This is a genomic window from Tateyamaria omphalii (assembly GCF_014651375.1).
Taxonomy (GTDB): Bacteria; Pseudomonadota; Alphaproteobacteria; order Rhodobacterales; family Rhodobacteraceae; genus Tateyamaria; species Tateyamaria omphalii.
Genome location: NZ_BMWT01000006.1, coordinates 143,236 through 162,957, shown reverse-complemented (window position 1 = coordinate 162,957; position 19,722 = coordinate 143,236). Strand labels below are relative to the sequence as shown.

Below are 19,722 nucleotides of genomic sequence, written 5' to 3'. Positions count from 1 at the left end.
GATCAAGCCAATGTCAGATCAGCGGCCCGCCATCTGAATCGTCACCACTTTCCAGCAACAGAGTTTCAAGGTCGGGAATGCGTACACTTCGATTGCCATCCAGCTCAATCACTCCGTCCTTGCGCAAGCCAGTGAACTGACGGCTGACCGTTTCGATCGTCAAACCGAGGAAATTGGCCATGGCCTCGCGGCTGATTGGCAGTTCGATCCGCGACAGATCCCCAAGCACCTGCCCATCAGGATGAACGGTCCGCTTGGCAATGAGCATCAGGAAACTGGCAATTTTCTCACGCGCGGTTTTGCGGCCCAGCAACAGCATCCAATCGCGAGCGGCATCCAATTCATCCAGCGCCATTTCCAGCAGCCGTTCTTGGACATGTGGAATGCGGATCAACAACGATTCAAAGGGTTTGCGTTGGAAACAACACAGCGTCACATCCGTCACCGCAGTCACATCATATTGCAACGTGTCGCGTCCAGGCCGACCGATGAAATCTGATGGCAGCAACAATCCCACCAATTGTGTCCGGCCATCTTCGATGGCGCGTTCCAAAGTCGCGGTGCCAGCAACGACCGATGCCACCACATCCAACGCGTCGCCCCGCATGGCGATGGTCTGGCCCGCTGTGTAGGTCTTGTAGAATTTGATCTGGTTCAGTTGTTCCAGTTCGTCTTCATCACAGCGTGCGCATACGGCACGATGACGAATTGGACAGCTTGAGCAGCTTTCCATAACGGGCAGCACCTTGTTCATCAGACCCTCCGTTGATCTGTGTCAATGCGAGAGGCAGAAGATTCACTCAGCTTGCGACTATGAAACATGTATCCGACCTCCGCCGTCACGGGCTTTTTGATGCCAAGGTACCACGTTTCACCAGCTATCCGCCTGCAAATTGGTTCAGCGAGGATATCGGTGAAAAAAATGTGTACGGCTGGCAATCTAGTGCTCCTGAAGAAGCAGAGATTTCGCTTTATGTCCACGTACCCTTTTGCCGCAGACTTTGCTGGTTTTGCGCATGCCGGACGCAAGGCACAAGAAATGACGCCCCGTTGGCGCCTTATGTTGAGCGGATTTTGGCCGAGGCGAAATCGACCCGCAGCCGCTTTACCGACAGGATACGCCCAAGGCGTTTGCACCTGGGTGGCGGGACACCAACGATTCTGTCATCGTCCCTTCTGGACCGGCTGCTAACTGGTTTGGATGACATCTGGGGTCTCAACCAGCTCGAGGAATTTTCGGTTGAGGTGGATCCCACGGATGTCGGTCCGAAGCGATTGGCGATGTTAAAAAAGCACGGCCTGTCACGCGTGAGTCTGGGCATCCAGGACTTCGACCCACAAGTTCAAAAGGCCATTGGTCGGCAGCAGTCTCATGAGTTGACGGCAGACGTTGTACGGCAACTGCGGAACTTGGATGTCAACGCGCTGAATTTCGATCTGCTTTATGGCCTACCCTTCCAGACGGCAAAAACACTGTCCGCGACGCTTGATGCGGCGCTGGAAATGAATCCCGGGCGCATCGCCCTTTTTGGATATGCCCACGTCCCGTGGATGTCCAAACGTCAGTCATTGATCCCCAGTGATGCCCTGCCAAAACCGGAGCAACGCCTTGCCTTGTTTGACCAAGCTCGCAAAACGCTTCTGGGACAAGGTTATATTCAAATCGGCATTGACCATTTCGCACGGCCCGACGATGCCCTCGCAAAAGCCTATTTTGAAAAACGCCTGACACGGTCCTTCCAAGGATACACGGATGACCAAGCACCATATTTGATTGGTCTGGGTGCTTCAGCCATTTCGACATACCCGCAAGGGTTCGCACAGAACATTCCAGTGACTGGAAAATACGCCGCACAGGTGGAAGCGGGAAAATCCGCCTTGTGGCGCGGTTACGAACTGAATGCTACCGACCACCTCAAGGCCAACTTGGTCGAACAATTGATGTGCTATCACACGGCAACTTTGACCGAAGATCAGCTGGCGGACCATACCATCCTCACCGCCATCCTCTACATTGTCGAACGCTTTGGTGACGCGGTCGCATGGAACGGAAAAACGCTGAGCATTGTGCGATGGGCACACCCGCTGGTCCGGATGATCGCTGGCACGTTGACCACCGATCAAACTGAAAAGTCCGATGGGCGAACATATAGTGCCGCGATCTGACGGTCAGTCAAACACCAGCGCCTGCGGCTGACCACTTTCGTAAGAGGTTTGTGCAGCATCCGCCATCACTTGAGCCTTATACCCATCCATCCCACTTGGGCTTGGGGGTGTGCCAGCAGTTAGCACCTCAACGAAATGCTGCATCTCGGCAGTATAGGCAGCCGCATATCGTTCAAGGAAAAATGGTTCAGTTGGCGCGCGAGTGAAGCCTTGCGCATCGGACACCTCAACGGTTGAGGTCAGAACGTTGTCCGCCCGAAGCATCCCCTGTTCTCCGTGCACTTCAATCCGCTGATCGTAGCCATAGGTGGCACGCCGCGAATTTGATATCTGGCACAGCTTGCCCGAAGCTGTGCGCAAGCTGACCATGGCGGTGTCCACGTCGCCCGCCTGACCAATCTCAGGATCAACAAGGCAAGAACCGTGAGCGAAGAGTTCCACCGGATCCTCGCCCAGCACGAAGCGCGCCATGTCAAGATCGTGGATCATCATATCGCGGAAAAGACCGCCGGAAGTCTTGATGTAACCAATGGGTGGCGGCGACGGATCGCGCGACAGGATCGTCACCATCTCAACCTTCCCGATCCTGCCGTCATCTATTTGCCCCTTGAGGGTGCGGAAATTCGGATCGAACCGCCTATTGAAGGCAATGAAGAAGGGTACCGAGTGCTGCTCAACCACCTCAAGGCAATCACGGATGCGCGCCGCGTTCAGGTCGATGGGCTTTTCGCAGAAGATCGCCTTGCCCGCCCGCGCCGTCCCGTGGATTAGGTCGTAATGCGTGGTCGTGGGCGTGCCGATCACCACCGCGTCAATATCCGAGGCCGCAAGAATGTCTTCGATCTCCATGACCTGAGAACCAGTCTGTGCTGCCAGCGCATTGGCAGCGTCTGGCATGGCGTCAGCGACGGCAGCTACTTGGGCACCTTCCAGTCCCATCAGGCTGCGGGCATGGACCTGGCCAATGCGACCACAGCCCAAAAGTGCAACGTTGATCATGGGCTTAGCCTTTCATGGTCTGAAGAACCGTGCGCGTGGCCAGAGCCACCGGGTCGTGTGTGTCTTTGAGGATTTGCACGCGATCAAACCGATCCGGATCGCTGTGTACGGCGTCGCGCAAAGCGATGCCAAAAGCTTGCCGCAGTTCGGTACCGATGTTGAATTTGCAGATATTGGTCTGCCTGGCCAGCTTGCGACGCTGTGCTGCAGGCACACCAGACCCACCATGGATCACCAAAGGCACGTCCGTCACGGCTTGGATCGCAGCGATGCGCTCCTCGTCCAAGCCACCTGACTGATCCGTTTGCAGGTGCACATTGCCAACCGAAATGGCCATGGCATCCACCCCTGTTTCACGGGCAAACTGTGCAGCCTCATCGGAGTCTGTGCCAGCAGAAGCTTCACCGTTGTCGTAACCGACGAAACCGATCTCTCCCTCGCACGAAATGCCTGCCTTGTGCGCCATTTCGACAATGGCAGCTGTCTCGGCAATGTTGTCGGCCAAGGGTTTGCGCGATCCATCGAACATCAGCGATGTGAAACCGCTTTCCAACGCTTCCCTGCATTCATCGAAGGTATACCCGTGATCCAGATGTGCCACGACCGGTACACTCGCTCCTTCAGCCAGATGGCGGAACATTTTGCCCAGAATAGGCAGTGGCGTGTGTTCACGACAACTGGGGCCAGCTTGCAAGATCACGGGACAGCCTTCCGCCTCGGCGGCAGCCACATAGGCACGCATGTCTTCCCATCCCAACGTTACAAGACCGGCCACGGCGTAGCCTTGGGCCTTAGCCGGGCCCAGTACCTCTGCCAAAGTTGCAAGAGTCATTTGAACTTCGCAATCATGTCCTTGATGCCCGGGATTGTTTCAATCTGGTAGGCATGGGTCGGCTGGAAATACTGCACCAAGCTGCGCTGGCTCAGACCACCAAGAATGGTAAAATAATACATCTCGTACCCGGGCAGAACGGCGCAAGGGTGATACCCGCTATCGAGGCAGATCGTAGACCCATCGACAATGTGGTAGGCATCTCCGGGTTTGTTGTCCTCGCGCTGCAACATCTGCACGCCCGAACCGTAGTTGGGCCGGAAACGGAAGTTGTACGTTTCATCATGCCGGGTTTCATCCGGCAAGCGATCGGTGTCATGCTTGTGGCTGGGGAAACCGGACCATCCACCCTGCCCCACCGTGTACAGCTCACTCACGAGCAATCGACCAACCTTGTCGTGCTGCTTTTGACCAAGAATGTGCTTGATCTTGCGATGCGTCTTTGTGTCGTCTGATCCGTACTGTACAAGATCCAGTTCGTCGTTGCGCACCGCAAACGCCTCGAGAACCTTGTCATATTTGGCGCCCGCCACGAAGATTTCCGCTTCATCTGATGTGCAGACCATTTCGGCTTTGGCTGCGGTCGGAACATAGACGCCCTCGGGCTCTCCATCCCATACATCGACACCGCGACCACCCAAAGCGTCGGCCTTGAATCCCTCGACATTGACATCGACCATGCCCGTCGCAGGTACGATGCAAGTCTCGTATCCCGGAACAGAATACTCGAATGCATCGCCTTTCTTTAGCTTCACAATGTTGAAGTAGTTTAGAGGGACAGTCGAATCATCCACATCCACGATTGGGGTGTTTTGGTTGTCGTAAGGCGCGATATGCATCGGCGGGCCTCCTTTAAGCTGGTGTCGGACCGGGATGATTGGTCAGGAAATCATCCAGCAGGTCGGGTGTTGGCATAGCAGGCGCGCAGCCCGGTTGAGAGACGGTGATCGATGCACAGGCCGACCCGCGCAAGATCGCGGTTTTCAGGTCGCGCCCGTCGGCCATTCCGGTCATGAGGCCCGCCATGAACGCGTCTCCGGCCCCATTGGGTTTAACGGCTGTAACGGGATAGATTCCAGTCGCGATCTCTTCACCGCCTGCGTAGGTAACAGCCCCTTTCTCGCCCATCTTATAGATCACAACCTCGGCTGTGGTTTGGGACAGCGCACGCGCCTTTGCCTGCCCTTTGTCCATGCCACCCGCCATGAAACCGAATTCTTCGTCATTCCCAACGATCATGTCAGAAGCTTCTGCGGCATGGCTTAGAACTTCAGCAGCGACTTCGGCCGACGGCCAAGAATAGGGTCGATAGTCAACGTCGAAAATGATGGGCAGGCCTGCCGCTTTCGCCAGCTCGAAGCTGCGGAAGGTTGCTGTGCGTGACGGCTCTGCCGCAAATACAGTCCCAGCGGTGATCAGTGCGCCGTATCTGGAGTAGTCGACCGCTTCAACATCTGCGACCGTCATTTGAAAGTCTGCAGCACCGTTGCGGTAGATAACGTTCCGGTGTCCCTCGAGTACACTCTCGTAGAACGCCAATGAATTGCGGTATTCTCCGCCCACCCGCTGCACATATTCCGTATCCACACCGTAGTGGTTCAACCGGTTCACGCAGTAGCTGCCGACCGAGTCATCACTGACAGATGTGACCAGCGCGGCCTTACCACCAAGCTTGCAGATACCAGCACCAATATTCGCAGCCGATCCACCCAGATCCACCGTCACGCACTCCGCATCTTCCGCTCGCACCCCCACATCCGTGAAAAAGTCGATGCCGGCACGGCCAACGATGATGAAATCGTTGGCCCTTATGCCATCGAGAAGCTTGCTCATTTGATTCCCTCAGCATTTACAGCATCTGCATCATCCAGAACTTCGGGATACCTGTAGTTGAACCCCAAAAGCTGCCGCATTTCGGGACTGGCCGCTTCCAGAAATGATTGTGGCAATGCCCCCGGCATATCTTCGAGAGGTTTAACGAATTTCGGTATGTAGTTGATCAAGACAGCGTTGCGGTCATGTCGCGCGTTGTTGGGCATCGCACAGTGCCACGCCGCACCAAAGAAGATTACCGTATCACCCGGCTCACCTGTCATACGTGCACAGTTGGCATAGAAATGCTCGTGATCCTGTGCTGTTGGATAACGCATGTCTTTCTGCGAACCTGGCAAATAGGCGGTTGCGCCACTTTCCTCGGTGAACGGATCAAGGGCGATCGTCACCTGCGCGTTCATGGGAAAACTGGCGTTCAACCCCATCGGGTGCGTTTCTGGTTGGTGAAAATCCCAATAAGGAAAGTCGATGTGCGGTTCCTGCCCCGGTCCACCTGGAAGGATGCGATTGGCCGCGATTGAGCCCATGATGAACTCGGACCCCAGCCATCGACGCAGCACGACCATGATCACAGGATGCGTGGCCATCTCCGAAAACACTTCACCCTTTGCCAGCAGGTTCCAGACCCGACGTTGCAGGTTTGCACGGCCGTCTGCCATGGCGGCGCCCTGAAAATGCGTGACCTTGTCACCGTCCCCGTCCGAATGCGCCATAATCCGGGTCCGCGCATCTGTGATCTGATCTGGCGAGAACAGACCTTTGATGCGGACAGCGCCGGGACCATTCAGCAACTCCTCGCATAGCGCGATGGGATCAGCCGTTTCAGCGGTGAAGGTTCGCATCAGACACCCTTCCGCTGCTTTGGACGGGAAGATTCCCAGTCTGCGTGAGCTGTCGCCACTTTGTCATTTTCGGTCACGTGCGGTGTTCCAACTTCCCACCAGGCGTGGCCTTCGGTTGTCCAGCCTTCGTAGGCGTCCACTTTCATACAGATGACATAGGTCTTGTTGCTGGCCTTGGCGCGCTTGAACGCCTCACCCAATTCAGTGGGATTTTCGACAGTCTCTGCAGCCGCACCCATGCTGGCAGCATGAGCCTCAAAATCCACGGCAAAGGCTTGGGGAATAGTGGGCGCATCGCTCAGCAGGTTGTTGAAGCTCTCGTTCCCGGTGTTGTTCTGCAACTTGTTGATGACGGCAAAGCCACCGTTGTCGAGAACAAGAACAATTATCTTCTTCTGCGACAGGACCGACGAGTAGATGTCGGAGTTCATGAGCAGATAGGAACCGTCGCCGCAAAAGGTAATCACGTCCTGATCGGGCTCACGTTCGGCTTGCGCAATCCGCGCACCCCAGGCCCCCGCAATTTCATACCCCATGCACGAAAAGCCGAACTCAACATCGACGGTGCCAATATCGAGCGTGCGCCAATTGGCCGTGACTTCGGCAGGCAGACCGCCTGCAGCAGCCACCACCCGGTCGCGCGGATCACAGGTAGCATTCACGACACCAATGGCCTGCGCGTAAGAATTCGGGCGATTACCCTGCGCCACGTTGTCTGCCACGTATGCAACCCATTTGTTGCGTTCGTCTTTGGCAAAGCCAACCCATCCTGATGGCGCCGTGTATCCCGCCATGGCGGCGCCGAGCGCATCGAGACCCAGCTTGGCATCACCTACCAGTGGCAAAGAACGGTGCTTGCCTGCGTCATGCCGACCCGCATTCAACCCGATGATCCGAGCATCCGCCGCAAAGGCCGTCCACGACCCGGTTGTGAAGTCCTGCAAGCGACATCCCACAGACAGGATCACATCCGCTTTTTCAGCCACTGCATTGGCACTGTCCGACCCTGTCACACCGATGGGTCCGCAATTCAGTGGATGCGTGTCGATCATATTGGCGCGGCCTGCGATGGTTTCGACCACGGGGATGTTGTGCGCCTCGGCGAATGCCGTCAGCTCTTCGACAGCTCGTGAGTATTGAACGCCACCGCCCGCAATGATCAAAGGCCGTTTGGCCGCTTTTAAAGTAGCTGCAGCGTCAGCCACCTCTGCCGCATCAGGGAACTGGCGACGAATGCGGTGCACCGTCTTGTCGAACATGGCCAGAGGGTAGTCATAAGCCCAGCCTTGCACGTCCTGTGGCAGCCCCAGGAACGCAGGCCCGCAATCCGCCGGATCCAGCATGGTCGCAATCGCATTTGGCAGAGACTGGATGATTTGCGCAGGATGCGTGATACGATCCCAATACCGCGTGACCGCCTTAAAAGCGTCGTTCACGCCAAGCGTTGGATCACCGAAATGCTCCAGCTGCTGCAGCACCGGGTCCGGCAAACGCGTGATAAACGTATCGCCACACAGCATCAGCATCGGCAAACGATTGGCATGTGCGAGGGCCGACGCGGTCAACAGGTTCGCCGTACCGGGGCCAGCGCTCGCCGTGCAGAACATGAACCGCTGACGCAGCCAGGTCTTGGCATATCCAGCAGCCGCGAATCCCATACTTTGCTCATTTTGTCCGCGATAGTGCGGCAGCACATCCTTGTGGTCGTAGAGCGCTTCCCCCAGGCATGTGACGTTGCCGTGGCCAAAGATGCCAAACCCGCCTCCGCACAGGCGCCATTCCTGCCCGTCGATCTGAATATACTGTGCCGCAAGATGGCGTATGATCGCTTGCGCCGTCGTCAGACGCACTGTGTCGCTGCCCGCCATTCTATCCTCCCATGGCTGCGCGATTTCATTTATCGACGATTCTGTATTGACCCGTCCGTCGCAATAACGATACCGGTATTGCAACCGGTTGCAAACACTTTTTGGGAGGAGCCCGGATGGCGGAGATCGGGATTGGCATTATCGGCGGTGGCTACATGGGCAAGGCCCACGCAGTTGCGTTTGGATCTGTGGCTGCCGTGTTCGACACGGCCTTGCGCCCAAGGCTCGAAATGGTATGCGCCACATCGCAGGCGTCCGCAGAAAAGTACCGTGCGACCTATGGTTTCGCCCGCGCAACAGATGATTGGCGTCTTTTGGTTACCGACCCCAAGGTCGATGCGATTGTTATCGCATCCCCTCAGGACACGCACCGCGATATCGCTATTGCCGCTTTTGCGGCAGGCAAGCCGGTTCTGTGTGAAAAACCATTGGCTGAGACACCGGATCATGCACGCGAGATGGTAGCAGCTGCCCAGACGGCCAGTGTCGCCAATATGGTTGGCTTTAACTACGCAAAAACGCCGGCGACTCAATATGCGCGCAAGCTGGTTGCCGAGGGCCGAATTGGTCAGGTCACGTCCTTCAGGGGCGAGATGACCGAAGATTTCTTTGCCGATCCGAACGATCCAGGCACGTGGCGCGCCCAAGGGGATGCCAACGGCTGCATGGGCGATCTGGCGCCCCACCCGATCAACTGCGCGCAAGCCCTGATGGGCCCGATCGAGGCGCTGTTTGCTCGCGTTGAAACGGTGCACCCAGAGCGCGGCGGCGTCGAGGTCACCAATGACGACCAAGCCTACCTCACCCTGCGCTTTGCATCCGGCATCAACGGCAGCCTGTTCATCAGCCGCGTCGCGACAGGGCGCAAGATGGGCTACGCCTACGATATCTATGGCACCGGCGGCGCGATCCGTTTCGATGGCGAGGATCAGAATGCCCTCTGGCTTTATACCGCCGAAGGCCCAGAGGCCGAACGCGGCTTTCGCAAAATCCTGACGGGGCCCACTCACCCGGACTATCTACCGTTCTGCCAAGGGCCTGGTCACGGCACCGGCTATCAGGACCAAATCATCATCGAAGCCAAGGACTTTCTGACTGCGATCCACACAGGCACTCCTGTATGGCCCACGTTCGAGGAAGGCTTGCGCGTCAATCAAGTTGTGGCTGCGGCCCTTGCGTCTTCGCGTGCGGAGGCCTGGGTCAACGTGGCGGATTTTTGAAAGGTTCAAGACATGATCAAGATCGGCAATGCCCCCTGCTCCTGGGGTGTGGAATTTACGGATGACCCGCGGAACCCTGCATGGCGCAAAGTGCTGCAGGAAAACGCGGATGCGGGATATACGGGGATCGAACTGGGGCCCGTCGGCTTCATGCCCGAGGACCCCGCCGTGTTGGGCGATGCGCTCGAAGAGTTTGGTCAGGAATTGGTAGGCGGCGTTGTCTTCCGCCCGTTCCATGACCCCAACGCGTGGGATGACGTGATGGATGGGGCAGTGCGCACGTGCAAGGCGCTGAAAGCCCACGGCGCACAGCACCTCGTGCTCATCGATAGTATCTCGGACCGCCGCGCACCCACGGCCGGACGCGCAGACGAGGCCGAGCAGATGGACAAGGCGGAATGGACCACCTACCGCGACCGGCTTGCAACGGTCGCCAAGATGGGGGCAGAGGACTACGGCCTGACGGTCGGGATGCACGCCCATGCCGCGGGATTCATCGACTTCGAGCCCGAGCTTGAGCGCCTGTTGAACGAAGTAGACGAAAGCATCATGAAAATCTGCTTTGATACCGGGCACCACTCCTACGCCGGATTTGATCCGGTAGCGTTCATGAAAAAGCACATCGACCGCATCAGCTACATGCACTTCAAGGACATCGATCCCAAGGTGAAGGCCGATGTGATCGCCAACCGCACCGGGTTCTACGACGCATGCGGTCAAGGTATCTTCTGTAACCTCGGGGACGGCGATGTGGACTTCCCCGCCGTTCGTCAGGTGTTGCTCGACAACGGATTCGACGGCTGGTGCACAGTCGAACAGGATTGTGACCCGGCGGGCGACACCTCTCCTATTGATGACGCGAAACTGAACCGCGCCTATCTGCAATCCATCGGATTTGAAGGAGCTTGACCATGGCAAAGCTGCAATGGGGCATGATTGGCGGCGGTGAAGGCAGCCAGATCGGACCGGCCCATCGTCTTGGCGCTGGCCTCGACGGGCTATTCGAGTTTTCCGCAGGCGCACTGGATCACCGCGCTGACGAAGGACGCGATTATGGTCAGCGCCTAGGCTTGGGCGACCGTGCGTACGGATCGTGGCAAGAGATGTTGGAAGGCGAGCAAAAGCGGGACGACCGCATCGATTTGGTCACTGTCGCTACGCCCAATGCAACCCACTTTGAGATAACCAAAGCCTTCCTTGAGGGCGGTTTTCATGTGCTGTGCGAAAAACCAATGACCATGACGGTTGAGGAAGGTCAGGAGATTGTCGAGATCGCCCAAAAGACGGGCAATATCTGTGCAGTGAATTATGGCTATTCAGGCTACTCCCTTGTTCGCCATATGCGCGCCATGGTCGCGCGCGGGGATATCGGCAATGTGCGGTTGGTGGTTGCCGAATTTGCCCACGGCCATCACGCGGATGCAACCGATGCCGACAACCCCCGCGTCCGCTGGCGTTATGACCCGGCACAGGCGGGTGTCTCTGCGCAATTTGCCGATTGTGGCATCCATGCACTTCACATGGCCTCTTTCGTCACCGGGCAAGAGGTCGAAAAGCTGAGCGCAGACACGGTGTCCTGCATTGACGTGCGCACGCTCGAGGACGATGCCATGGTCAACTTCCGAATGGATGGCGGCGCCGTCGGGCGGCTTTGGACGTCATCCGTTGCCATCGGACGGCAGCACGGTCTGGGTATCCAAGTGTTTGGTGAAACTGGTGGCCTTCGCTGGTCGCAAGAACAACCGAACCAGCTATACTACATGCCCCTGAACGAACGGCTCCAGGTGATTGAACGAGGCGAGGCGAACCTGTCGCCTGAAGCTGACCGGACCACCCGAGTCACCATCGGTCATGCCGAGGGGATGCCGCTGGCTTTTGCCAACATTTATACCGACCTTGCCGAAGCCATTCAGGCGCGGAAAGAGGGGCGGTTGATGGATCCAGCCGCAAATCTGTATCCCCGTGCCGAAGATGGGCTGCGGTCCATGGCAGCTGTGTTCGCGGTCGCTGAAAGTGGTAAGCAGGACGGTGCATGGTTGGATGCGCGCCCACCCATGTTTCGATAGGGTGCCAGGACGTGTTGCAGTGACCCGCAACACGTTCATTCCCACGGAGATAACTATAACATCACTGAATGTGTGGTGGCAGGCCTTCCGCAGGCGTTCCTGCCCAATGCCCGCTACCGACGCAGCTTGCCTTTTGCGCGGTGATACAGGTTCCGGTTGGCATCCACGAATTGGCCAATGAAAGGTGCCAATAGTCGCCTGTCTCGCCCTTTGAGATAAAAGTATCCGCTCACGGCACCCACAAGTGCTCCGATACCATTTACAATCAGGTCCCCCATCGTATCGTGCAGGCCGCTTTTCTGCATGTTCAAGCCAAATATCGTGTCCATCGCATATTCGAAGATCTCCCAAATGCTGCCAACCGTGACGGCAAGGCAGAAGGACAGGAATGCAATGGTGACAGGTGGTGCCGCAAAACGATCTCCTTCGAACAGCATGAAAATGAACAAGAAGCCAATGAGGCCAAAGCCAACAGCCGAAGCGCCGTGCAATGCAAGGTCCCACCACCAGACTCGTTCATAAAAGTCAAATGCTTCGCCCATGAAAATGGACCCACTGATAAAAAGCGTCGTGGCGATCAAGAAGGGAACCGGCACAGTGATGGAATACCAAGATGCCAAGAACAATGGCGCCATACACAGTGCCAGGGTCAGCAATGCAACAAACGCCTGTTCCCAGAATCCGACAAAAAGAGCGACAATTGATGCCGCAAGAAGGATACCCCACAAGATCAGCAGGATCGGATTTTGATGCTTGAGCCGGGCCATGGGCCTATTCTTTTTTGGACAACTCTACATACGTAGGAACCATGGTGCCGCATAGAAGCCCTCGGACACTACGTTTTGCCAGCTACAATATTCGCAAAGCACGCGGATTGGATGGTCAGCGCGATCCCGGTCGTATCCTGCAGGTACTGAACGGGTTGGATGCCGACGTCATTGCATTGCAGGAAGCGGACAGAAGGCTGGGCGACCGACCCGCCGCCCTGCCGAGGCGGATGATCGAAGCCGAAACCGATTTTGAGGTTTTGCCCACCGCGGAGAACGGCGTCAGCCTTGGATGGCATGGCAATGCCGTTCTGGTCCGCAAGGGGATTGAGGCCGGCGGCATCCAAAGGATTGACCTGCCGGGGCTGGAGCCACGCGGCGCTGTTTATTTTGAAATTGATCTTGGTCCCATGTCAGTTGCCGTGATGGGTGCACATCTTGGGCTCATGCGACGGCATCGGCGTCGTCAACTCGAGACATTGGCGATGCACGCTCAGGGGAGAGACGATGCAATCATCCTTGGTGATTTCAACGAATGGTCCACCCGTCGCGGGTTGGAGCCACTGACGCCCAAATTCTCCGTGATCAGTCCGGGGCAGTCATTTCACGCCGCACGTCCGGTTGCCGCTTTGGATCGCATCGCGCATTCTAACAATATCGGCGTTGCAGATGCAGGCGTAGAGCAAGGACCGCTGGCAAAACTGGCTTCGGATCATCTGCCGATCTGGGCCGACTTGAAACTGCCAAGGCAATCCTTCGCAGCGACCGATTGAGCGGCGCAATCTGAGCAGCGACCCGTTCCACCCCTCTCAGCGCGCAACAGGGCGCAACGTGCCGCGTTCCACCACGTGACACTCGAACGTCAGGGATTGCGCAACGGTTTCCGCGCCATCAAGCATCGCCTCAACCAGATCAACGGATGTACGCACGATATCGTCAATCGGATTGTGAATCGTTGTCAGGTCAATCAGTTCCCATGCGGCCATTTCCATGTTGTTCAGCCCAAGGATCCCCACATCGTCAGGGATCGACAGCCCCGCATCCTTGATGGCCGACAACGCACCGATGGACAGCACATCGTCGCCGCAGAAATACGCCTCGGCTGGTCCCATGGACAACAAGCGTGCCATTTCATCCCGACCTGCCTTGAAGGAATAGGCAGCAGCGTAGCTTACGGACAACGACACATCCGGATGACGGCCCAACTCTTCGACAAAGCCCGTGTGGCGGTCACGCGTGGACGTTGCGCTGAGTGGACCGGCGAGGAACCCAACCTTGCGGTAGTCTCGTTTGATCAACTCGCGCGCCGCGATGCGACCAGCTTCAATGTTGTCGATGCCCAGAACGTTGATCTTGGGAGAAACTGTCAAACGACCAAAGGAATGCACAACACGCATGCCTGCCTCGTGAAAGCTTTCTGCGAAACTGACCGGCAGGGTCGACGAGGCCACGATCACCGCATCCACGGAATACTGCTGAAGCAACCGGACGGAATTGGACGGGTCGGTTTCATCGGACAGGTTCACCAGCAACGGACGCAGCCCGCGCTTTTGCAACTCGCGCGTAACCAGATCGAACACTTCGAGAAAGATGGGGTTGTGGAAGTTGTTCGACACCACACCCACCAGTTTGGTGCGACCGGTGGTCAGGGATGACGCCAGCGCATTCGGGCTGTAGCCCAGCTCGGCAGCCGCCTTTTCGACCTTTTCGCGTGTCTTGCCGCTGATCGACGCGCCAGGTGTAAAACAACGGGATACAGCGGAGCGCGACACCCCTGCCCGTTCGGCAACATCCTTGAGCGTCACGGCCATGTGTCAGTGCCCACCGTCATACTTGGACCAATCGACCTTGCCGAACTGCCACTGTGCCACGGCTGCGATCCCAAAAGAGATCGCGCCCCAGATCACCGCCCCCGTTGCCAGCTCGAAAAGTCCCCAGATCACGCAGATGGCGACGGTCAAATGCCGTCGCCTCGCTTGAGCAAAGAAGGGGTGATCGAGGTTCAACATTGTGTGCCCTCAGGCAGCGTCCTCATACCCTTCCTGCGTCTTAGCACCGGTAATGTAGGCCACGACATCCTGCCCATCCGTATCTTCCTTGCGAAGGTTCGCGCAAATGCGTCCGCGGCGGAAAACCACAATACGGTCCACCAAGTCAAACACCTGCCGCATGTTGTGGCTGACCAGGATCAGGGGTTCGCCCTGATCCTTCAGCGTACGAATGATGTTCTCGACCTGCGCGGTTTCCTGAACCCCAAGAGCAGCCGTAGGTTCGTCCATAATGGTCAGCTTGGAATGGAAGGTCGCAGTCCGGGCGATGGCCACACATTGTCGCTGTCCGCCCGACATGTTGCGGATGGTATTGCGGATGTTCGGAATCTTGACAGCGGTCTTTTCCAACCCATCGAGGGTCGCTTGACGCATTGCCTTGTAGTCCAGCAGGCGAAATGGGCCAAGCCAGTCCAGTTTCGTTTTTTCCCGGCCCAGAAACAGGTTGTCAGGCACGTCCAGATCGTCTGCCAATGCCAATGTCTGGAATACTGTTTCAATCCCGGCTTTCCGGGCATCCAGTGGGCCGTCAAAGGATACCGGTTCACCATCAAAGATGATGTCCCCGCGCGTGCGCTGTTCCACCCCGGTGATTTGACGGACAAACGTGGATTTGCCCGCCCCGTTGTCGCCCATAATTGCAACGTGTTCGCCCTTGCGCAGGGTGAAATTGGCGTCGTTCAGGGCATGCACACCGCCATAGTGTTTGGTCAGTCCGCGGGTTTCGAGAATGATATCGTCAGTCATGGTCAGGACCTCGATGTTGCGCGTTTCTGGCGCCATTGGTCCAGAACCACAGCGCTGATGATGATCGAACCCATTGCCATGAGCTGATAGAAAGCGTCGAGCCGGATGTAGATGAACCCGGATTGGATCACGCCAAAGACACATGCCCCCAGAACAGTCCCGATGATCGAACCACGTCCCCCTTGCAGGGACACGCCGCCAATCACGGCCATAGCGATGGCAAAAAGTTCATAGAAGAGGCCCATACCGGTTTGTGCCGTCAGGTTCTTGGAACTGAGCACGATGGCGGCAAAGGCGGCCAACATGGAGGCGATCATATAGACGAGGATCTTGTGCCGCCGCACGTTGATCCCAGACATCCGTGCCGCTTCCTCGTTCGATCCGATGGCATAGGTATGCTTGCCATAGACGGTGTATTTGAGAACGAAATGAAACACGAAGGCCAGTAAGAGGAACCAAACCACCGGCATCATACCCGAGCCTATGAAGGCAAAGCTTTCAGTTGGAAAGGATACAGGCTGACCGCGTGTCCACCACTGCGCGATGCCGCGGCAGATTAGGAACATACCAAGCGTTGCGATGAATGGCGGGATGCCCGTGAAGGCAATGAGCGTTCCGTTTATGGCTCCTATGAAAGCCCCGAAGGCAAGCCCGATGAGTATGGGCACAAGGACTGGCATATCAAATGCCCAATCGAACACGGCCTTGGGATTGAGTTGCCCGTTGACCAGTTCCGTCTGGGCAAAGGACATCACGATCATGGCCGATGCCCCAACCAGAGGACCCGAACTAAGGTCGATGCCGCCAGAAATGATGACCTGTGTTACGCCTAGGGAGATGATCCCAATGATAGCCACCTGCAAGATCATGATCTTGATCCTTGCCATGTTCAGAATGGTGCCATCGCGGTTCGTATTGAAGTCGAACAGCATGCTCTGACCCTTCATGTAGGGGAGCAGTTGCCCGAGGGCTTCAAAAATCAGAATGATAATGATCAGCGCCAGAAAGACGTTGAATTCGTTTGGCCAGGCTTTTTTGGACTTGTCGTATTTGAGCCCGCCAATACCTTCGGAGGTATCCGACATGTGTGTCCCCTTGGTCGGCGTGGTGTCACGAAATGTGGTTTGCGAGGCGACGCACAGCCGCCTCGCACCTGATGAACCGGCTTAGTTTTTGCTCAGGAATTCGCCGACATTGTCAGGCGTCACGAGTTTGAAGGGGATGTAGACCTTTTTATCCACCTCTTCGCCGCGCGCCAGCTTCAATGCGGTCTCGATGGAACCTGATCCCTGGCCGTTCGCGTCCTGAAACACTGTCACGTCCAGATCACCCGCTTGCATCGCAACCAGAGCGTCCTGCGTAGCGTCAACGCCACCCACTTCGATTGTCGCCATGTCCAGACCCTGAGCTTTCATAGCCTGAATGGCACCGATGGCCATTTCGTCGTTGTTCGCGATCACGAAGTCAAAGTCCTGACCGGAGGACAACCAGTTGGTCATCAAATCCTGCGCTTTGTCGCGGGACCATTCGGCGGTCTGACGGTCAATGATGTTCATGAAATTGCACATGTCCATGCCGATCACGTCATCCACGTCTTTGGTGCGCTGCACCGCAGCCTGGTTCGACAGCTGACCCATCAGAATGTAGCCATTTGCACCACCCGCTTTACCTGCGGCCCGCAAGTTACGGCAGATCTGGAACGCTTCGAGCGTGCCGGATTCGATCTCGTTTGACGCCACAAAGGCCTGACCGTCGGGCAGTTCGTTCACGTTCACCGGCTCGCGGTTGACGTAGACAAGCGGCACACCGGCGGCATCAGCCGCGTTTGTCATGGCTTGCGTCGCCGATGTATCGACAGCGTTCACTACGATGGCGTCCACACCTGCAGCAATGAAATTGTTGATCTGGTCAAGTTGCTTGGCCACATCGTCTGTTGCATCTTCCACCTGCAGATCGACGCCGTCCAGCGTGTCAGCATAATCGGTCATACCGTTGCGCATCACGGTCAAAAAGTTGTCGTCAAAGCGTGCAATGGACACACCAACTGTTTCGGCCATTGCAGTGCCGCCCATCAGGGTCGCCAGTGCGCTCGCCATCAAAATTTTCTTCATGGTTTCCTCCCAAATTGCGTGTCCGGATCACGCCGTTTTTGCCGGACCGCCGACCGAAAACCATCTCTCCTCGAACTGAGTCTCCGGCTGGCAACGACCGCGATGATAGGCGAGTCGTCGCATTTTGCAACCGGTTGCATTCAAAATTCCTCAATGCAATCACCATGGCAATTGCCAGGGGTTGGTGTGCTAGGAGCCCTTGGCTTAGCCACAACTCGTCGCGAGAATGAGACTTACCTCCTTCAGGGATCGGCCCGACTGCTCTGCCCAAGTGTTCATCGCAGCCTGAACAGCCATCATCGCAGATCGGGAGGTCGGCGGTTTGTCAATCACGCCCTCAGCGATCAATCGGGCCGTGACATCGCGCGACAGGAGGTAGCCATCGACACCCATTAGACGCAAAAAATATTGCCCGGTCGTGCCACCCAGCCGCGACCCGTCTTTCTTGAGAAGCGCAAGCAGTCCGGCAAAGTCATCACCGGGCCATGCCGCCACCATCTTGCCAAAGCCGCCATGGGCAGCTGTTTGTTCCTTTATGAAGATAGCATTCTGTTGCACCGCCCGGATTTTTTGCGGGTACCGAACAATCGCAGTATTTCGGCACAGCTCGTCAAACCAATCCTCGTTCATGAATGCGCATCGATCGACATCAAAGCCGTGAAACGCCTCTTCGAACCCTGGCCACATGCGTTCCACGACTTTCCAGTTGAATCCAGCCTGAAAGACAGAGCGGGTCATTTCGGCCAGCCACCGATCGTCCGGAACTTGTGCAATCTCTTCGGGTGACAGTGATGGCTCAAGATCGGCGAAAATGGGTGCTTCGCCCCCCTTTCTGTCTGCGCTGATTGCCAGAATTTCGTTCAAATCTCTCATGACGGTGCCCCCTGTCGTGAAATCGTCGGACAAGCATAAGTGAGGCGCAGGCACTCTGAGTAGATACAATTGCGCTGCACCATGGCGCGGAAATGCACGTACTGGTCAACCTGCATCGCTAATTTGCGCGCGCAAAGTTTTTTGCCTATCGTCGCAACACTGCAGACCAGTGTGTGGGTCCGCACGGAGCAGAACGGAGCACATCATGGGCGAACGCAAAATTAGGAACATGGAGGAGTTCGCTTCGATCAGCGGCATCTCGCGCCCAACCGTCTCCAAGTATTTCAATGATCCGAACAGCGTGCGTGCGTCTACACGGGCAAGGATCGAAGCCGCAATCGACCAGTACGATTATCGGCCCAACATCTATGCCATGAACCAGAACAGGCAACTGACCAAGAATATCGGTATTGTTGTGCCTTACCTTGCCGATCCGTTTTTCGGTGAGATCGTGCGAGTCATTGAGCGGCGGTGCATCGAAGCGGGGTATTCGCCATCGCTGTTCAGTTCACACGGCGCACCCGAACAGGAACGGGACATCCTGGATACGTTACGATCACTCAAACCCGCAGGGGTTTTGCTGGCCCCTCTTGGACGGCTTTCTGACAAAACCGCAATCGAAGCTTTTTGTCGCGACGTGCCAACAGTTCTGTTTGACAGCAACATTGACGGGATGGGCGAAGCTTTTGTCGGCTCAGACAACTACAGCTTTGTTTCGCAGACCGTGGAATACCTGAGTCGTACCGGCGAGCCACCAAGTTTCTTTGAAATGAAGCATCCTGCCAACCCAAACGCGAACAAGCGCCGTCGCGCCTACCTGGACATGATGGAACGCTTGGGGCTGGAGCCACATGTCCTGCAAATAGACGGTTCAGGCTGGGCTTTCGAAGACATTGGCCGCAAAGGCGCCCACGATATACTCAAGAAGAAAGCCCTACCGACTGATACCATCCTCTGCAGCAATGACCGATTGGCCATAGGCTTTCTTTCGGCGTGTTTCGAGGCCGGTTACAAGGTCGGTCGAACCCATGGCCGAGACCTGCGTGTCGCTTCGCACGATGATCATCCGTTTTCTCGCTACACCTGCCCGTCGCTGACAACGGCGGCACATGACTACTCCAGCGTATCCGGTCACGCAGTGGAAACCCTGTTTCGCCTGATCGAATCGGGTGGTCGTTTTCAAACCCGCGAAGAAACGCTGTTTGCCGCACACTTGATCATGCGAGATTCCGCGTAAGGCATTCAATCAATGCAATTTCCCCAATAATTCTTTACGCGCGTAAAAAATGAATTGACGGCGCGATAAGTCTGCGGCTAGCGTTTGTCTTGTCACATCCAATTAAAGGGAGG

The 19,722-nt window shown here is 56.6% G+C and carries 20 protein-coding genes; 6 read left to right on the top strand and 14 right to left on the bottom strand.

Annotated features, from left to right (window positions below):
- Window positions 1-13 precede the first annotated feature (13 nt).
- Window positions 14-754 (bottom strand): transcriptional regulator FnrL, encoded by a 741-nt coding sequence (fnrL, locus tag IE087_RS19235; protein ID WP_189371009.1) that lies wholly within the window; start codon window positions 752-754, stop codon window positions 14-16.
- A gap of 59 nt (window positions 755-813) precedes the next feature.
- Here fnrL and hemN point away from each other — a divergent pair, with 59 nt between their 5' ends.
- Window positions 814-2,166 (top strand): oxygen-independent coproporphyrinogen III oxidase, encoded by a 1,353-nt coding sequence (gene hemN / locus IE087_RS19230; RefSeq protein ID WP_189371008.1) that lies wholly within the window; start codon window positions 814-816, stop codon window positions 2,164-2,166.
- A 3-nt stretch (window positions 2,167-2,169) separates the two neighbouring features.
- Here hemN and iolG read toward each other — a convergent pair whose 3' ends face one another.
- Genes iolG through iolD form a run of 6 tightly spaced genes read right to left on the bottom strand, consistent with a single transcriptional unit; the run spans window position 2,170 to window position 8,540 of the window.
- Complete coding sequence (iolG, locus tag IE087_RS19225; protein ID WP_189371007.1) at window positions 2,170-3,165, bottom strand: inositol 2-dehydrogenase; 996 nt, start codon at window positions 3,163-3,165, stop codon at window positions 2,170-2,172.
- A gap of 4 nt (window positions 3,166-3,169) precedes the next feature.
- The gene (locus IE087_RS19220) at window positions 3,170-3,997 is read right to left on the bottom strand and encodes a class II fructose-bisphosphate aldolase (RefSeq protein ID WP_189371006.1); all 828 of its coding nucleotides are present in this window, start codon (window positions 3,995-3,997) and stop codon (window positions 3,170-3,172) included.
- Entirely contained in the window at window positions 3,994-4,836 is an 843-nt protein-coding gene (locus IE087_RS19215) for a 5-deoxy-glucuronate isomerase (RefSeq protein ID WP_189371005.1), read from the bottom strand. Before IE087_RS19215 ends, IE087_RS19220 begins: the two co-directional genes overlap by 4 nt.
- Window positions 4,837-4,849: 13 nt before the next feature.
- Complete coding sequence (gene iolC / locus IE087_RS19210) at window positions 4,850-5,830, bottom strand: 5-dehydro-2-deoxygluconokinase (RefSeq protein ID WP_189371004.1); 981 nt, start codon at window positions 5,828-5,830, stop codon at window positions 4,850-4,852.
- Complete coding sequence (locus IE087_RS19205; protein WP_189371003.1) at window positions 5,827-6,672, bottom strand: phytanoyl-CoA dioxygenase family protein; 846 nt, start codon at window positions 6,670-6,672, stop codon at window positions 5,827-5,829. Before IE087_RS19205 ends, iolC begins: the two co-directional genes overlap by 4 nt.
- Window positions 6,672-8,540, bottom strand: coding sequence for a 3D-(3,5/4)-trihydroxycyclohexane-1,2-dione acylhydrolase (decyclizing) (gene iolD, locus IE087_RS19200; protein ID WP_189371002.1), 1,869 nt, complete (start codon window positions 8,538-8,540; stop codon window positions 6,672-6,674). Before iolD ends, IE087_RS19205 begins: the two co-directional genes overlap by 1 nt.
- 116 nt (window positions 8,541-8,656) lie before the next feature.
- Here iolD and IE087_RS19195 point away from each other — a divergent pair, with 116 nt between their 5' ends.
- From IE087_RS19195 to IE087_RS19185, 3 genes are read left to right on the top strand one after another with little or no spacing between them, the layout of a single operon-like run.
- Window positions 8,657-9,760 carry a Gfo/Idh/MocA family protein gene (locus tag IE087_RS19195; protein ID WP_189371001.1) on the top strand — a complete coding sequence of 368 codons (1,104 nt, stop codon included), beginning with the start codon at window positions 8,657-8,659 and terminating at the stop codon, window positions 9,758-9,760.
- Window positions 9,761-9,772: 12 nt separating this feature from the next.
- A complete protein-coding gene (locus tag IE087_RS19190) occupies window positions 9,773-10,669 on the top strand; it encodes a TIM barrel protein (RefSeq protein WP_189371000.1) in 897 nt (298 codons plus the stop codon).
- A 2-nt stretch (window positions 10,670-10,671) separates the two neighbouring features.
- A complete protein-coding gene (locus IE087_RS19185) occupies window positions 10,672-11,826 on the top strand; it encodes a Gfo/Idh/MocA family protein (RefSeq protein ID WP_189370999.1) in 1,155 nt (384 codons plus the stop codon).
- A gap of 113 nt (window positions 11,827-11,939) precedes the next feature.
- Here the strand turns inward: IE087_RS19185 and IE087_RS19180 are convergent, their stop codons facing one another.
- On the bottom strand, window positions 11,940-12,593 hold the full coding sequence (locus IE087_RS19180; protein WP_189370998.1) for a DUF2238 domain-containing protein: 654 nt from the start codon (window positions 12,591-12,593) through the stop codon (window positions 11,940-11,942).
- Window positions 12,594-12,607: 14 nt separating this feature from the next.
- Between IE087_RS19180 and IE087_RS19175 the strand changes: the two genes are divergently transcribed.
- Entirely contained in the window at window positions 12,608-13,366 is a 759-nt protein-coding gene (locus IE087_RS19175; protein ID WP_229801466.1) for an endonuclease/exonuclease/phosphatase family protein, read from the top strand.
- A 36-nt stretch (window positions 13,367-13,402) separates the two neighbouring features.
- On the opposite strand, the gene IE087_RS19170 is transcribed toward IE087_RS19175, so the two are convergent.
- The 6 genes from IE087_RS19170 to IE087_RS19145 form a co-directional block, all read right to left on the bottom strand.
- On the bottom strand, window positions 13,403-14,404 hold the full coding sequence (locus IE087_RS19170; RefSeq protein ID WP_189370997.1) for a LacI family DNA-binding transcriptional regulator: 1,002 nt from the start codon (window positions 14,402-14,404) through the stop codon (window positions 13,403-13,405).
- A gap of 3 nt (window positions 14,405-14,407) precedes the next feature.
- Window positions 14,408-14,602, bottom strand: coding sequence for a hypothetical protein (locus IE087_RS19165; protein ID WP_189370996.1), 195 nt, complete (start codon window positions 14,600-14,602; stop codon window positions 14,408-14,410).
- A 9-nt stretch (window positions 14,603-14,611) separates the two neighbouring features.
- Window positions 14,612-15,388, bottom strand: coding sequence for an ATP-binding cassette domain-containing protein (locus IE087_RS19160; protein WP_189370995.1), 777 nt, complete (start codon window positions 15,386-15,388; stop codon window positions 14,612-14,614).
- A gap of 2 nt (window positions 15,389-15,390) precedes the next feature.
- Window positions 15,391-16,473 (bottom strand): ABC transporter permease, encoded by a 1,083-nt coding sequence (locus IE087_RS19155; protein ID WP_189370994.1) that lies wholly within the window; start codon window positions 16,471-16,473, stop codon window positions 15,391-15,393.
- Between the two features lie 81 nt (window positions 16,474-16,554).
- The gene (locus IE087_RS19150) at window positions 16,555-17,499 is read right to left on the bottom strand and encodes a sugar ABC transporter substrate-binding protein (protein WP_189370993.1); all 945 of its coding nucleotides are present in this window, start codon (window positions 17,497-17,499) and stop codon (window positions 16,555-16,557) included.
- A 204-nt stretch (window positions 17,500-17,703) separates the two neighbouring features.
- Complete coding sequence (locus tag IE087_RS19145) at window positions 17,704-18,372, bottom strand: DNA-3-methyladenine glycosylase I (protein WP_189370992.1); 669 nt, start codon at window positions 18,370-18,372, stop codon at window positions 17,704-17,706.
- Between the two features lie 205 nt (window positions 18,373-18,577).
- On the opposite strand from IE087_RS19145, the gene IE087_RS19140 reads away from it, so the two are divergent.
- The gene (locus IE087_RS19140) at window positions 18,578-19,609 is read left to right on the top strand and encodes a LacI family DNA-binding transcriptional regulator (RefSeq protein ID WP_189370991.1); all 1,032 of its coding nucleotides are present in this window, start codon (window positions 18,578-18,580) and stop codon (window positions 19,607-19,609) included.
- The last annotated feature ends 113 nt before the right edge of the window (window positions 19,610-19,722 follow it).

Coding starts and splice junctions, on each gene's coding strand:
- fnrL (WP_189371009.1), bottom strand. CDS start 754: ATGAACAAGGTGCTGCCCGTTATGGAAAGCTGCTCAAGCTGTCCAATT.
- hemN (WP_189371008.1), top strand. CDS start 814: ATGAAACATGTATCCGACCTCCGCCGTCACGGGCTTTTTGATGCCAAG.
- iolG (WP_189371007.1), bottom strand. CDS start 3,165: ATGATCAACGTTGCACTTTTGGGCTGTGGTCGCATTGGCCAGGTCCAT.
- IE087_RS19220 (WP_189371006.1), bottom strand. CDS start 3,997: ATGACTCTTGCAACTTTGGCAGAGGTACTGGGCCCGGCTAAGGCCCAA.
- IE087_RS19215 (WP_189371005.1), bottom strand. CDS start 4,836: ATGCATATCGCGCCTTACGACAACCAAAACACCCCAATCGTGGATGTG.
- iolC (WP_189371004.1), bottom strand. CDS start 5,830: ATGAGCAAGCTTCTCGATGGCATAAGGGCCAACGATTTCATCATCGTT.
- IE087_RS19205 (WP_189371003.1), bottom strand. CDS start 6,672: ATGCGAACCTTCACCGCTGAAACGGCTGATCCCATCGCGCTATGCGAG.
- iolD (WP_189371002.1), bottom strand. CDS start 8,540: ATGGCGGGCAGCGACACAGTGCGTCTGACGACGGCGCAAGCGATCATA.
- IE087_RS19195 (WP_189371001.1), top strand. CDS start 8,657: ATGGCGGAGATCGGGATTGGCATTATCGGCGGTGGCTACATGGGCAAG.
- IE087_RS19190 (WP_189371000.1), top strand. CDS start 9,773: ATGATCAAGATCGGCAATGCCCCCTGCTCCTGGGGTGTGGAATTTACG.
- IE087_RS19185 (WP_189370999.1), top strand. CDS start 10,672: ATGGCAAAGCTGCAATGGGGCATGATTGGCGGCGGTGAAGGCAGCCAG.
- IE087_RS19180 (WP_189370998.1), bottom strand. CDS start 12,593: ATGGCCCGGCTCAAGCATCAAAATCCGATCCTGCTGATCTTGTGGGGT.
- IE087_RS19170 (WP_189370997.1), bottom strand. CDS start 14,404: ATGGCCGTGACGCTCAAGGATGTTGCCGAACGGGCAGGGGTGTCGCGC.
- IE087_RS19165 (WP_189370996.1), bottom strand. CDS start 14,602: ATGTTGAACCTCGATCACCCCTTCTTTGCTCAAGCGAGGCGACGGCAT.
- IE087_RS19160 (WP_189370995.1), bottom strand. CDS start 15,388: ATGACTGACGATATCATTCTCGAAACCCGCGGACTGACCAAACACTAT.
- IE087_RS19155 (WP_189370994.1), bottom strand. CDS start 16,473: ATGTCGGATACCTCCGAAGGTATTGGCGGGCTCAAATACGACAAGTCC.
- IE087_RS19150 (WP_189370993.1), bottom strand. CDS start 17,499: ATGAAGAAAATTTTGATGGCGAGCGCACTGGCGACCCTGATGGGCGGC.
- IE087_RS19145 (WP_189370992.1), bottom strand. CDS start 18,372: ATGAGAGATTTGAACGAAATTCTGGCAATCAGCGCAGACAGAAAGGGG.
- IE087_RS19140 (WP_189370991.1), top strand. CDS start 18,578: ATGGGCGAACGCAAAATTAGGAACATGGAGGAGTTCGCTTCGATCAGC.